Here is a 14,288-nt window from a genome sequence, read left to right on the forward strand (position 1 = left end):
TACTTTTAGTCTGGCCATTTAACATCTGTAATTTCTGGATAACGTTCTTTAATAGCTGTTTCAAAGTTTGATTTAGCTTTGTTGTAGCTTACTTTACCTTGTAGGTAATCATTAAAGGCATTTTGAATCAATTCAACACAACCTTGGTCATATGATGACAATGGTGCAATCTTAATGTTTTCTGCAACTGGTGCGTAGTATGAATAAGCATTTTCACCACCAAGGAAATCTGATTTGAAGCTATCATCTTTAGCTGCTGCTTCCATACCAGATTTAGTATTTGTGAAGTCTTGGTAATCTTTAGAAATCTTCAAAAGGTTATCTTTATTAGCTGTCAAAGCTGTGATGATTTCTTTAACATGTTTAGGGTTATCAGTACCTTCGGCACCATGGATATATGAACCACCCCAGTTGTATTCTTGTGGTGGATTTGTAACAGCCCAATCGCCATCTGCACCATCCCAATTTGATTTCAAAGTAAAGTCAATGCCCCAAGCTGGGAACAAGAATGAGAAGACTTTAGATTGTGAACCCATTGCTTTGTTCCAGTCGTCAGTCCATTGACCTTTAACTGTTTTATTGAAGTAACCAGCATCAAGCCACTCTTTAGAATCTTTAACCCAATTCATAATTTGTGGGTCAACACGAACTGTTGTTGAACCATCTTCAACCCATGGTTTAGAAATGCTATTACCGTACAAGCGGAATGTATCAGCATATGATGCAAATGTGTAGTAACCTTTATTAAGAAGTTCTTGTGATGTTGCTTTCATAGTATCCCAGTCTTTAACTTTTTCACCAACTGCTGTTGGGTCATCAGTACCAAAGACATCTTTTGCAATATCACGACGATAGATTAGAACACCTGGACATGTTTGCCAAGTTGAACCGCGTTGAACGCCATCTTCATCAGAAGCTGTTTCTTTAGTGAATGCATATTGGTCAGCCAAATCTTTCTTAGGATCAATTCCTAAATCTTTCAAAGGCATTGCAACATTTGCTTTTTTAGAAGTGTATTTTCTCACGTAGTCAGTTTCTGACAAGAAGATATCAATCTTATCATCAGCAGAAGCTGAGTCTTGTTTTTCAAGTGCTTCATCCAATTTTTGTTGGTAAACACCATCTTGGTTTGGATTGATAATCCAGTGGATTTCACTACCGTCTTTTAGTTTAGTAACTGTTCCATCTTTAGAAGTTGATTTAACTTCTGGATATACAGCTTCCACACGTTGACGGAATTCATCATTCCAAGAGTAGATGTTGATAACTTTGCCTTCTGCACCCGAAGCTGATGTACTTGATTTAGAAGAGCAACCAACCATTGTCCCTGCTGCAAGAGCAATCGCTATAAAAGCGCTTACTTTTTTGTTCATAATCCTTCTCCTTTTTGAGGTTTCCCCTCATGTTTTTTGTAACTGCATTATAACGCTAATCCAAGAAGTGTTATATTATAATATTTTAAAAAATATCAGTTTTATGACCTTGTTTGAAAAAATTTTTATAAAAAATCACGCTTTTCTAATCTTTTTAATAGGTAAACCTTTTCATATAAAACGCCGTTTTTCCTATAAAATTAGGGTTTATGGCCACTTTTCTAACTTTATAAACCATAGTTTCCTAATAAAGTGCCATATGTAAAAAAAAATGATACTTCTTGAGTTAATATCATAATTATGATATTTTTCTCTTCTTTTTTATTTCCTATAAGGCTAATTTCGACTAAAATATGGGGCAGAAGATAAAGGAGATAACTATGAAGCCATTAACTTTTACTAATAATAAGGGGGATTTCAAACTATCCCAAGCAGAAAATATCAGTTCTTTGTACTTTCCACTTGCCTCAGAAGTTGGACTAAAAAGTGCAGTCACTCCTAACTTGGGTGGGGATTCAAAAATCAATCAAGAAACTTTCCTATTAGAACCTGTCAGCGTGGATAACCTCCACAACAATCGTTCAACTCGAAATTTCTGGGTTCGCGACGACAAAGGAAATGTTTATTCTGCAACAGGTGCTTCTGCTAAGCAAGAAGCTCTACGTTTTTCAGATCAAGAAGAAAATTCTGTAGAAGCTGGTTTTATGTGGCATACTATTGAACGTCAATCAGCTGACTTACCTTTAAAATCTACAATCACATCATTTGTTCCACAAGATGAAAATGTTGAAGTCATGCTTGTAACACTTGAAAATTTATCTGATGCTGACCAAACTTTAACAGCATACGGTGCCATTCCGATTTTCGGACGTAGCGCTGATAATATCCGTGACCACCGAAATGTAACATCTATGCTTCACCGTATCAAAACTACAGATGAAGGTGTTTTAGTTTGTCCAACCATGTCATTTGATGAACGCGGTCACCAACTCAATCACCAAATTTACTACGTGCTTGGCTTTGATGACAAGGAAAAAACACCTGAAACATTCTATCCAACCGTAGAAATGTTTATCGGTGAAGGAGGAACATTTACTCATCCAGCTGCCGTTTATAAAGAAACAAGTGGCGTAGCAAGCGACAGCCATATCGATGGGCGCGAAGCCATGGGTGCCTTCAAATTTGAACCATTCACCTTAGCTGCTGGTCAAAGCAAAACTTTCATCCTATTAATGGGGATCAACGAAAATCAAGAACATATCCAAGCAGTCGCTCAAAAATATAAAAATCTTACGACTGTCGAAAAAACATTGCAAGAAACAAAAGATTACTGGCAAGAAAAAGTTGGAGTTGATTTCAAAACTGGCGACAGCGACTTTGATGGTTATATGAAATGGGTTTGTTTCCAACCATTCCTACGTCGTCTCTTTGGTTGTTCATTCCTTCCACACCATGACTATGGACGTGGCGGACGCGGTTGGCGTGATCTTTGGCAAGACTGCTTGTCACTACTTTTAATGGAACCAAAAACAGTTGGTGATATGATTGTCAACAACTACAAAGGAGTTCGTCTTGATGGTACCAACGCTACAATCATCGGTGAAGGTGATGGTAACTTCCTTGCTGATCGTAACGGTATCACACGTGTTTGGATGGACCACGCACTTTGGCCTTTAATGACAACAAAACTTTATATCGACCAAACAGGCGATATCGATATCTTAACTAAAGAAGTTTCTTACTTTAAAGACCCACACGTCAAACGTGGTACTGAAATCGACCAAGACTGGAACGATGCCTACGGCAATGAACAACGTACTGCTGACGACGCTGTCTACACAGGTAGCATCCTAGAACACTTGTTAATCCAACATTTGACAGGATTCTATGAAGTTGGCGAACACAATATCTATCGTCTCCGCGGAGCTGACTGGAATGATGCCCTTGATATGGCGGATAAAAATGGTGAAAGTGTTGCATTTACCGCTGCTTACTCTGGTAACTTGATGGAACTAGCAAGCCTTGTTCGCCTCCTAGAAAGCGAAACCAATACTGAATCTATCGAAATTCTTGAAGAAATCGGACTCTTGCTCAAAAAAGATTCTGATATCTACGATAATATCGAACGCAAGCACCAAATTCTTGATGCTTACACTAACCAATGCCTTCACAATGTGAAAGGACGCAAAATCAGAATTTCACTTTCTGAACTTGCTCTTAACCTCATTCAAAAAGCAGCTTGGTTGCGTCAACACCTTCAACAACAAGAATGGCTTGACTTTAACGACCAAGAAGGTTGCTACAATAGCTACTACGACAACAGCAGCAAACCAACGGAGGGCTTCTACAATGACCGTATGCACATGATGTTGACTGGACAAGTCTTCCCTATCATGAACTACGTCGCTACAGATGAACAAATCCGTAAAATCACTGCCAGCGCTGACCACTACCTCTACCGCCCAGAAATCGGTGGCTACCGCCTCAATACAGATTTTAAAGAAATCAAAACAGACCTTGGACGTATGTTTGGTTTTGCTTACGGTGAAAAAGAAAACGGTGCTGTCTTCTCTCACATGACTGTTATGTATGCTAATGCGCTTTACCGTCGTGGCTTTGCCAAAGAAGGTTGGAAAGCTCTTAAGACACTATCTGATACAGCTCTAAAATTTGAAACTAGCCGTATCTATCCAGGAATTCCTGAATACTTCCGTGCAGATGGTCGAGGAGTTTATCACTATCTAACTGGTGCAGCAAGCTGGTACATGTTGACAATGGTTACTGAAGCCTTTGGTGTTCACGGTAAAGCAGGTGACTTTGTCCTTTATCCAAAACTTCTTGCAGAACAATTCGACGAAAATGGACGTGCAAGTATCACAACTCAATTTGCTGATAAAACCTTCCAAATCCACTACGATAATCCAAATCAAAAAGATTTTGGAAAATACATTATCAAAAAAGCCACTTGTGATAGCCAAGAAATCGATATTACGGATGATGCTTTTGCCTTTATCACAAAAGCTGACCTTGCTAACCTAAGCGACGAGGTTCATGAAATTGTCATTACACTAGATTAAGAAAAAGAAAGGATTTTCTCATGAAATACGGTTATTTTGATGACGTTAATCGCGAATATGTCATCAACCATCCAAACACACCCAAACCTTGGGTCAACTACCTTGGTTCCCCAGAATACGGTGCCATTATCTCAAACAACGCTGGCGGTTACAGCTTTGCTAAATCAGGTGCCAATGGACGCATTTTACGCTACGTCTTCAATAACTTTGACCAACCAGGTCGCTACATCTACCTTCGAGACGATGATACCAAAGACTTCTGGTCTGCCTCATGGCAACCTGTTGGTAAAGACCTTAAAGACTACCACAGTGAATGCCACCATGGTATGGGCTACACTAAAATGATTGCTAATTACTCTGGCATTCATTCAAAAGCCAGCTACTATGTGCCAAAAGATAAAAGCTATGAAGTTTGGGCAATTACCGTTACTAACCGTTCTGAACAAACTCGCCATTTAACACTAACTGGTTACGCTGAATTTACCAACCACAGCAACTACGAACAAGACCAAGTTAACCTACAATATTCACTTTTTATTACACGCACACTTTTCCAAGATAACCGCATCATCCAACAAATCCACGGAAATCTTGATACCCTTGATGACAGCGAACAAGTTGATGAAAAGAATGTTACTGAACGTTTCTTCGGTCTTAGCGGTGCTAGCGTCAGCTCATATTGTGGAGACAAAAAAGGCTTCTTAGGCGGCTACAACGGCTACGACAAACCTGTTGGTGTCACATCAGGAGACCTCGGCAACCAAACAAGCTACAATGAAAATGCTTGTGGTGCCCTTTCAAGTAAAGTCACTCTTGAACCTCAAGAAAGCAAAACACTTGTCTTTCTTCTTGGTGAAAAATCATCACAAGAAGCTGCCGAAATCCTAGAACATTACAAACACCCTGCAGAAACTGTTGAAGCAGAAATTCAAGAACTTCGCAAAGAATGGGAAGACCGCTTGACTAACCTACAAGTCAATACACCTAGCCCAGAATTCAACACTATGCTTAACACTTGGAACGCTTATAACTGTTACATGACCTTTATCTGGTCACGCGCAGCATCATTTGTTTACTGTGGTCTTCGTAACGGTTATGGTTACCGTGACACCGTTCAAGATATTCAAGGTATCATTCACTTGAAACCTGAAATGGCTGCCGAAAAAATTCGTTTCATGTTATCAGCTCAAGTTGACAACGGTGGCGGACTTCCACTTGTAAAATTCACTCACAACCCAGGACATGAAGACACACCAGATGACGCTTCTTACGTTCAAGAAACTGGGCACCCAGCTTACCGTGCTGATGATGCTCTCTGGCTCTTCCCAACAGTTTACAAATACATTTCTGAAACAGGAAACCTTGCTTTCCTTGATGAAGTGATTCCATTTGCCAATAAAGGCGAGGCTAGTGTTTACGAACACTTAAAAGGTGCTGTGCAATTCTCACTTGACCACCTTGGACCACACGGCATGCCTGCTGGACTTTATGCCGACTGGAATGACTGCCTTCGTCTCGGTGCCAATGGTGAATCATCATTCGTTGCTTTACAATTCTACTATGCTCTAAGCGTCTTGCGTAAATTTGCCAAAGCCAAAGAAGATACTGACTACCTTACTTTCCTCGACTCTGAGCAAGAGAAAATGGGACAAAAAATTCAAGACCTCTGTTGGGATAATGACCGCTTCATTCGTGGCTTTACCGAAGCTGGCGAACGTATCGGTGCAGCTGATGACCCCGAAGCTAACATGTGGCTAAACCCTCAAAGTTGGGCTGTTATCAGTGGCTTTGCTGATAAAGAACAAGCTGAACTTGCCATGAACAATGTCTACGAGCAACTTAACACTGATTATGGTGCCATCCTCATGAACCCACCATATCACGCTCACGCATTCGACGGGGCCCTTGCCGTTATCTACAACCAAGGGACAAAAGAAAATGCAGGTATCTTCTCACAATCACAAGGCTGGTTAATCCTAGCTGAAGCCCTACGCGGACAGGGTCAACGTGCCTTTACTTACTTTATGGAAAATGCCCCAGCTGGTCAAAATGACCGTGCAGAGATTCGCCAACTAGAACCTTACTGTTATGGCCAATTCACAGAAGGTCCTGCTAGCCCACACTTCGGACGTTCACACGTTCACTGGCTCACAGGTACAGCATCAACTATCATGGTTGGTTGTGTGGAAGGTATCTTGGGACTTCGCCCCGACTTAAGCGGATTAAAACTCTCACCAGCCATTCCAAAAGAATGGGATAACTTCAGCATGACTAAGATTTTCCGTGGCAAAGAACTTCACATCACTGTGGAAAATCCAAACCACAAGGAAACAGGCTTTACAAAACTTATCCTAAACGGCAAGGAACTTGACCAAGCCTATCTTCCTGAAGAACTCTTACAAGACACTAACCAAATCACTCTTACCCTATAAAGGAAACTGGGACTTGTTCCCAGTTTTTTTATGGCTTCATTTTAAAAAAAGTCCCTTCTCTAAGGCAAAATCATCTCTTATAAGAGTCATTAAGAATGATTGTATATTTTATTCAGCCAAAGCAATTACTGCGTCAAATCGCCTTTTATAGCTGCTATAAGATGAGCCTACACAGGCTTATCAAGCCACCAATCAATTGATTCTACTCATCATAAAAAAGGAACTGAGACAAGCTCAGCTCCTTTTATCGTTAATGTTTAAAAAGAAAGAATTTTAAAGAGTTATTTTGTTGAGAGAGATTTTAACCGATTTATTTGGGGAGTGTAGTTATAATCAGTTAAATAAAAACAAATTGTTATTTGGTTACTGTCTAGCTTTATTAAAATTGGTCGTAGCTAATCCAGTCATAGTATCCATACAAAGGAGTTTGACCATTGTATGGAGCCAACCATGCATCTGCGCCTTTTTCTGGCCAAGCATTCATCATAATCTTACCAGGTGTGCTAGGAATATCATTGTAAGCAGTATAAACAGCTCTTCCATCAACATACCAAGTAATGTGATTAGCTTGCCAATCAAAACCATAAGTATGGAAGCCTTGAGAGGCATCAAATCCTAAATTGTGAAGATGCACGTGTTCATCTTTTTGACCTCTACCATGAGTAAAGTAGTTGAATTGAACTTTTGTTGTATCTTTCCCTAAAAATTCAATGTCAATTTCATCCCAAGGTTTGCCTTCACTCGGACCAGTATAAGTGAAGAATGAAGAAACGACACCTGGATTTTTAATAGGTTTCATGTTCACTTGATAAAGACCATAGCCGAAGCGTTCTTTACTACGCCATTCGCCCCCAGTGTAGCCACCACGACCATCACTGTCAATTTTAAGACTCATCAAACCGTTATTAAAGCCGACATTTCCAGGGACAAAATTACAATTAAACATACTTCCATTGGAACCATTACGAAGTTCCATGGTATTACCATTATAGTAATTTAGTTCTTGACTATAGTGGTATTTGCTTTGCGCATCAACACCTTGTTGAAAACCAAAGAGAGCCAATAAGAGAACAATTAAACAACTAACTTTTTTTCACATAATAATACCTCAATTTTAATCGTTTTTAAAAAGGAGTTCTGTCAGAAAAAGGAACTAATCTCCTCTACTACAGATTGAAAACGCCTAATCAGTCGTAGTTAAATTCACTTTTTCTTTTCAGTAACTGTTACTTCAAAAATGGGGCAATTTTTTCTTTTTCATATTCCGAAAAGAATGCTAGTCACACGATAAATGTTTCTCTTTAAAACCCTCCTTACACCATTATATCATAAGTATAGTGCTTTTATTTTAGATAATATATTATATTCCCACAAAAAATATCAAATTTATGACCTGAAGGCAGAAAATTAAAAAAGTCTTCTCAGAACCATTTTGCTAAAAAATAGCTCTAAGAAGACTTCCTAAAAATAAAGAAAGACAACTCATCATTTAAACGTGGTGATTTAATCTCACTCGTTTATAAGACATAATGACCTGCATTAATGCTGATAAAAAGAAAATAACTGCAGCTAAAATCAAGACACTTTTCACACCACTATCTAAAAATACTAGAACCAGCAAAATCAAATCAACAATTCTGACATAAATGCTAATTTCCTTCATCGCCAAAAACCTCCCTTTATTTTATCCCATGTATTTTTATAAAACCGCTTTCATCTATATTATACTACATTTTTGACCGCTTTTTCATAAAATCTTAAAAAATTTTTATAAAAAATCATAATTTCAATATGAAACCGTGGTTTAAAAATTATTTTTTTATCAAATGCTTTCTTAATACTATCAGTAGCTTAACCAATGACTTCTTTTAGATAAGCAATTTGGGCAAAAAAAGTCCGCCAGACTCGAGCACTGGCGGATAGTCTATCATTAAGCAGATAAAACTTTACGTCCTTTACGACGACGAGCTGCAAGCACGCGACGTCCGTTTTTAGTTGACATACGGTGACGGAATCCGTGTTTACGTTGACGACGGATTTTACTTGGTTGATAAGTACGTTTCACGATGAATACCTCCTAATAGATTTTCGTATTCGTTTAGCCGGCTATATTTGATCAGTTACTAAACATACCATACTATTTTATAATAAGTCCGTCTAACTGTCAAGCTCTACTTTTTGTTTAATTTCAAAGACTTTCTTTTGAGCGTCTGATAGAAGAAAAAGTCCTGAATCCTGGCAATAATAAGTTAAAATTTATTTTTTAGTTTTTTCTGGTAGTTTCTGGTTAATATTTTTGATGCGGTGATTAAAGCTAATATAAATCACGAGCCAAATAATCAAATACGTTAGGAAAAACTCACCTAAAAATGGTAGTGACCAGATAAAGGATGTTGTGGTACCAATTAACATATTTAACCAGCTGTTCAAGCCATAAACTAAACAAAAGTGAATCAGAATTTCCCAAGTAATCGGAATAACATCCACTTCAAAAATCATACTAACAATTCCAATCAAACCACTGACTAAAACAACGCTGGTAATCTGATGAGTCGTCTGAGTAGTCACATTATTTTGCCATAAAAAGAATAGGTAAAGAAGGCCTCCAAAGCCAACACCAACTAGAAAATAGACAATCCCTCGTTTCAAAAAAGTCATCAATCACACCTCACAATCCCAAAGCTTTTTCCAAATCTGACAAATAACGTCTGCTAACATTTGTCGTCACGTCATTTGTAAGCATGGCCAACATATTTCCTGAGAAACTATTCTCCAAAGATTTTAAATGATTAATATTAATCAGAGCATGCTTTGAGACCTGTACAAAGTCTGGATTAGCTAGATGCTCACGAAACTTGTACAAGCGATCCGTAGTGATAAGTCTTCCATTGGTCGTCTCCAAAATCAAAGAAGTCCCATCAACATCCACAAGAATCAAATCTGACACGCGTAATAACTCTGTACGAACAGCTGTTTTTACTGGCAAAATCTCCACCCTGCCCTGCTCAAATTTCGCTAAATAATCTAAAACATATTGGACAGCTTGGTCGTATTTTCTACTTCGTACCAAAATTTCAATAGTCTCTTTTGGTAAACTGCTATCCTCTTCAAACTGGTAATGCACCCTTCAACTCCTCTTATTTACGTTTAGTCAATGAAAATCGCTCAAGATACAAGCTTAGTGCCAGAAGAACGACGATGCCACAAATAACAAGACTCACTAAAAGTATTTCTTGATTTAAGGTTGTTAAGCTTTTTAATTTCAACCCAATCCCTAAAAATTCTTTTGCATCCGTGTTAACAGCATCTTTTGCAATCAAAAGCTGACGATAAGCTGCTGATACGTAAGCTGCTGGCGTTAATTTAACCACTTTTTGTGCAAAATCAGGCAACGCCCCAATTGGCATGTAAACTCCAACAAGAAATCCTGAAACTGTTCCTACAATAGTCGATAAAGCTTCATTTGTTGTTAGTGTTTTAACAAATTGCAAAACAAGGAGAGCAGAACCAGCTCCCATGATTGAACTTAAAAGCATTATTAAAAGCATTTGAGGTAAATGGTTAAAACCAAAATCAATGCTATCTTGCCAGTAGAAATAAAGCTGCATGGTAACCAACATGACTAGCTGCATAATAAAACCAATCACACTAGATGAAATGAGGTAGCCAAGATAAAGTTTTAATTGTGAAATATCTGTCAGTAAAAAATCTTCTAACTTATGACTGACCTTATCTTGAACCAAGCGAGAAATACCAGTCCACGTTGTTGTAATACTCGTTACCGCTAGCGTCCCACCAAGCACCCAATTATCGAGTAATTCTTCAAGATTTGGTGTGCCAGTAAAGGAATCTTGCATGTTCTTTTGTAAAAAAACAACATAAAGAATAAATGCAATCAAAGCTCCCAAAAGTGAGAAAAAGACACTTGCTTTATTTGAAAAATAGAGTTTTAAATTGCGTTTGGTCATCGCCCACATTTAAGCCATCTCCCTTCCCGTAATGCTCAAAAAGACATCATTAATATTGGCTTTCATATAGTCAAAATCACTAATTACGTCTCGCTTATCAGATAAAATGGCTAAAGCATTAGCCGAATCATCCACAAACATTTTTAACTGACCGTTTTCTAAAAGCTTGTAATCAATATCTGAAAAAGCCGTGATATTATCCGTTTCAATTAACAAATATGGTTTTGAATATCTTTCTTTCAGTTCCTTAGCAGAACCTTTGGCTAAAACCTTCCCGTGATCAATAATATAGGTCATATCAGCATTTTCAGCCTCTTCAAGGTAATGAGTGGTCAAAAAGATAGTCAAGTTTTCTTCACGCTGTAAACGGCGTAAAATCTCCCAAATAGCCCGACGTGTCTGAATATCAAGTCCTGTCGTTGGCTCATCTAAGAAAAGCAAATTTGGCTTATTCAAAAGTGCACGAATGATATCAACACGACGACGTTGTCCACCAGACAAAGTGCCATAAGTTTGATTAAGAAAATCCTGTAAACCTGTCAATCGAATAAGTTTTTCTAACCAAGCTTTATCTTGTTTACGATAAAGTGCTTGGCGACTTTTCAGATTATCTAAAACACTCAATTCCTCATCAAGCACACTCTCTTGAAAAACCATTCCAATTTTCAAATCTGCTGCCAATTCAATCTCACCTGATGTTGGTTTTAAGAGCCCCGTCAGCATTTTCATGGTTATTGATTTTCCAGCGCCATTTGTCCCAATATAAGCTAGCAATTTCCCTTCTTCCACTTCTAAATTTAAGTGGTCAATCACCGTTTTATCTCCAAAGGTTTTGATTAAATCTTTTGTTCTAATAAGCATAATTAACCCTCCCTTTTGACATTATTTTATCAAAAAAAGGCTTGAATGTACTGACCCCAAAAAGTTGGACAATAAATTATTGAAAGGATTTAGTTCTGTATTGCACAGGACTGAGTCCTTTTAATTTTGTCTTGATACGTTTATTGTTGTAATAAAAAATATAATCCGTAATGGCTTGTTCTAGCTTATCAAGCGACTTAAAAGTCTTTTCATAACCGTAAAACATCTCAGACTTTAAGATGCCAAAGAAGGACTCCATCATGCCATTATCTGGACTATTTCCCTTGCGTGACATAGATGGACGAATCCCTTTGGATGCCAAGAAATCATGATAAGACTGGTGTTGATATTGCCACCCTTGGTCGCTGTGAAGAATAGTTCCTTGGTAAGAGGTAGCCGGAAATGCTCTTTTAAGCATGGTTTGAACCTGTTTTAAATCAGGTGAGCGTGACAAGGTGAATTCAATAATCTCACTATTGTATCCATCAAGAACAGGGGATAAATAGAGTTTCCCTCTAATATTCGGTAAAGCGAATTCAGTGACATCTGTATAACACTTCTCATAAGGCTTAGCCCCTTCAAACTGACGTTGAATTAGATTATCAGCTTTCTTCCCAATCTCTCCCTTGTAAGACGAGTATTTACGCTTACAACGAGTACGAGCAGCGAGTCCCATGAGTTTCATTAACCGTTGAACCTTCTTATGATTGATAACAAATCCTCGGTTTCTTAGTTCTAAATGAATACGACGGTATCCATAATTGCCTTTATGGTCATCGTAAATGGTTTGAATCATCTCTTTGACCTTCTTATCTTTCTTAGCTCTATTAAACCGTTTCAACTGATAATAATAAGTAGAACGAGCTAGCTTAGCGGTTTTTAGTAAGAGGTCTAATCGAAATCCTCCTGAGACCAGTTCTCTAACTGTTTCCGCCTTTTGCGCTGTAAGGCTTCGTCCCTCAAGCGCAATTCCCTCAACTTTTTTAGATAAGCTACCTCGGTACGCAGACGCTCATTCTCTTCCAGAATATGCTCTAGCTCAGTCATTTCTTTACAAGTTTTCTTTGGTTTACGTCCCATCTTACTCGGTCTCCCTCGTTGTTTCTCAACAATAGTATACCCGTTTTTCTTGTATTGTGCTATCCAATTGGTGAGTAGGGATTGTTGGGGAAGAGCATAATCCAGTGATACGGTGAGCTGAGATTGACCTTCAATAAGAACTTTATTAATGATTTCCTGCTTTAATTTAGAGGGATAATACTTATTTTTCCCTTTTTTAACAACCTCAATACCATGTTTATTCATAAGCCGTACCATGTACTTAAGATTGGATAGACATACACCGTACTTTCGACTAATATAAGGCCAAGAAAAACCAGCTTGTCTTAACTGATATATTTCTAGTTTATCTTCATAACTTAATTTCATACAAAAACACCCCAATTGTTAGATTTTTTTCTGTCTAACTTTTGGGGTGCAGGTCAGAAATAAAGCCTTTTTCGGTAAGCGGTCAAAAATAAGCGGTAAATAGTATTAAAAAAAGCCCGAATGGACTTTTAAGTCTTATTGAACAGGTGTTACGACCACGTAACGATTTGGGTCGTTACCTTCAGAATAACTATCAACGCCTTCAATACTTGTGATAGTTTTATGAACAATTTTGCGTTCACTATTACTCATTGGATCCATGACATAATCTTTACCAGTTTCAAGCACACGGCTTGCGGCTTTGCGGGTAAATTCAATCAATGTCTCTGTACGGTGTTCCACGTAATCATGAACATTCAAAATCACAGAGAAATTCTTTGAATAACGGTCATGTAGGAAATTTTGTGAAAGCAATTGGAGTGATTTCAACACTTTTCCGTGATAGCCAATCACACGACCAGCCTCTGGTGTTTCGATTTGCAAATTGATTTGACGGCGATTGTGGCTTGTTTCCACAGTCGCCTCAACATCCATTTCGTAGATGATTTTTTTAACATAATCAGCTACTTCTTCTGTCGCTTTTTCGATATCTTTGCTTAATTCACGTTGAGCTGGAAATTCGCTGGCCACAAATTCTTCAAAACTTTGGTCTGTGTTAACAGGTTTTGGTGTGTCTGAAACTTCTTTTGGCTCTACAACTGCTTCGTTAACATCGTCTGTTTTTCCGAGCGCTTCTAAAACTTCTGTATGTCCAGATTCTTCAAGAATGGTTTGTGTTTTTTTCTTGTGCATGACGATGTCTTCCTTGACAGAATCATCGATGACTTCTCCACGTTCTTCCATTTTTTTAATGATGCTGGCTACTTTACGAAGCTCCATAGTATCTTCAAATTTTGATGATACAGGCTCATTTTTTTGATTAACTTCTTCTGGCACACCTTTAACTGCTTTTTGGTTAGCACGGTGAGCAGTGACTTCATTAATCCCTTCAATATCTACTTGAGCTGGTTTCTTACCAAAGCCAAAGAAACCTTTTTTCTCACGAGAAACAACCTTAATATGGGCTTTAAGACGTGACAAATTTAACTCTTTCAAGCCCTTTTCAATAGCATCTTCAACAGTTCGACCTGTGAATATTACCATAGTTTT

12 protein-coding genes are annotated in these 14,288 nt (G+C 38.1%); 2 read left to right on the plus strand and 10 right to left on the minus strand.

Annotated features, from left to right (window positions below):
* Window positions 1–5 precede the first annotated feature (5 nt).
* A complete protein-coding gene (locus DQN23_RS08105) occupies window positions 6–1,373 on the minus strand; it encodes an ABC transporter substrate-binding protein (RefSeq protein WP_020917515.1) in 1,368 nt (455 codons plus the stop codon).
* A 380-nt stretch (window positions 1,374–1,753) separates the two neighbouring features.
* Between DQN23_RS08105 and DQN23_RS08110 the strand changes: the two genes are divergently transcribed.
* Together DQN23_RS08110 and DQN23_RS08115 are read left to right on the plus strand one after the other, a co-directional pair.
* Window positions 1,754–4,450 carry a GH36-type glycosyl hydrolase domain-containing protein gene (locus DQN23_RS08110; protein WP_111713011.1) on the plus strand — a complete coding sequence of 899 codons (2,697 nt, stop codon included), beginning with the start codon at window positions 1,754–1,756 and terminating at the stop codon, window positions 4,448–4,450.
* Between the two features lie 20 nt (window positions 4,451–4,470).
* Window positions 4,471–6,882, plus strand: coding sequence for a GH36-type glycosyl hydrolase domain-containing protein (locus DQN23_RS08115; protein ID WP_111713012.1), 2,412 nt, complete (start codon window positions 4,471–4,473; stop codon window positions 6,880–6,882).
* Between the two features lie 379 nt (window positions 6,883–7,261).
* On the opposite strand, the gene bglS is transcribed toward DQN23_RS08115, so the two are convergent.
* The 9 genes from bglS to jag all read right to left on the minus strand — a co-directional run bounded on the left by bglS (window position 7,262) and on the right by jag (window position 14,282).
* Window positions 7,262–7,957: a beta-glucanase gene (gene bglS / locus DQN23_RS08120; protein WP_407697482.1), complete on the minus strand. Its 696-nt coding sequence runs from the start codon at window positions 7,955–7,957 to the stop codon at window positions 7,262–7,264.
* Window positions 7,958–8,371: 414 nt separating this feature from the next.
* Complete coding sequence (locus DQN23_RS09105) at window positions 8,372–8,545, minus strand: hypothetical protein (RefSeq protein WP_164496880.1); 174 nt, start codon at window positions 8,543–8,545, stop codon at window positions 8,372–8,374.
* A gap of 267 nt (window positions 8,546–8,812) precedes the next feature.
* Window positions 8,813–8,947: a 50S ribosomal protein L34 gene (gene rpmH / locus DQN23_RS08125; RefSeq protein WP_002885866.1), complete on the minus strand. Its 135-nt coding sequence runs from the start codon at window positions 8,945–8,947 to the stop codon at window positions 8,813–8,815.
* Between the two features lie 191 nt (window positions 8,948–9,138).
* Window positions 9,139–9,540 (minus strand): DUF3021 domain-containing protein, encoded by a 402-nt coding sequence (locus tag DQN23_RS08130; protein ID WP_111713013.1) that lies wholly within the window; start codon window positions 9,538–9,540, stop codon window positions 9,139–9,141.
* A gap of 10 nt (window positions 9,541–9,550) precedes the next feature.
* Window positions 9,551–10,006 carry a LytTR family DNA-binding domain-containing protein gene (locus DQN23_RS08135; protein ID WP_111713014.1) on the minus strand — a complete coding sequence of 152 codons (456 nt, stop codon included), beginning with the start codon at window positions 10,004–10,006 and terminating at the stop codon, window positions 9,551–9,553.
* 13 nt (window positions 10,007–10,019) lie between these two features.
* Complete coding sequence (locus tag DQN23_RS08140) at window positions 10,020–10,859, minus strand: ABC transporter permease (protein WP_111713015.1); 840 nt, start codon at window positions 10,857–10,859, stop codon at window positions 10,020–10,022.
* Entirely contained in the window at window positions 10,860–11,711 is an 852-nt protein-coding gene (locus DQN23_RS08145; RefSeq protein ID WP_020917523.1) for an ABC transporter ATP-binding protein, read from the minus strand. It abuts the gene before it with no gap.
* Between the two features lie 76 nt (window positions 11,712–11,787).
* Window positions 11,788–13,139 (minus strand): IS3 family transposase gene (locus DQN23_RS08150; RefSeq protein ID WP_111712835.1). Its coding sequence is split into 2 segments (ribosomal slippage): window positions 11,788–12,680 and window positions 12,680–13,139, totalling 1,353 coding nucleotides; the frame shifts between segments, so codons are not numbered across the junction.
* 135 nt (window positions 13,140–13,274) lie between these two features.
* The gene (gene jag, locus DQN23_RS08155; protein ID WP_020917524.1) at window positions 13,275–14,282 is read right to left on the minus strand and encodes an RNA-binding cell elongation regulator Jag/EloR; all 1,008 of its coding nucleotides are present in this window, start codon (window positions 14,280–14,282) and stop codon (window positions 13,275–13,277) included.
* Window positions 14,283–14,288 lie beyond the last annotated feature (6 nt).

Origin of the sequence: Streptococcus lutetiensis (genome assembly GCF_900475675.1) — a bacterium.
GTDB lineage: Bacteria > Bacillota > Bacilli > Lactobacillales > Streptococcaceae > Streptococcus > Streptococcus lutetiensis.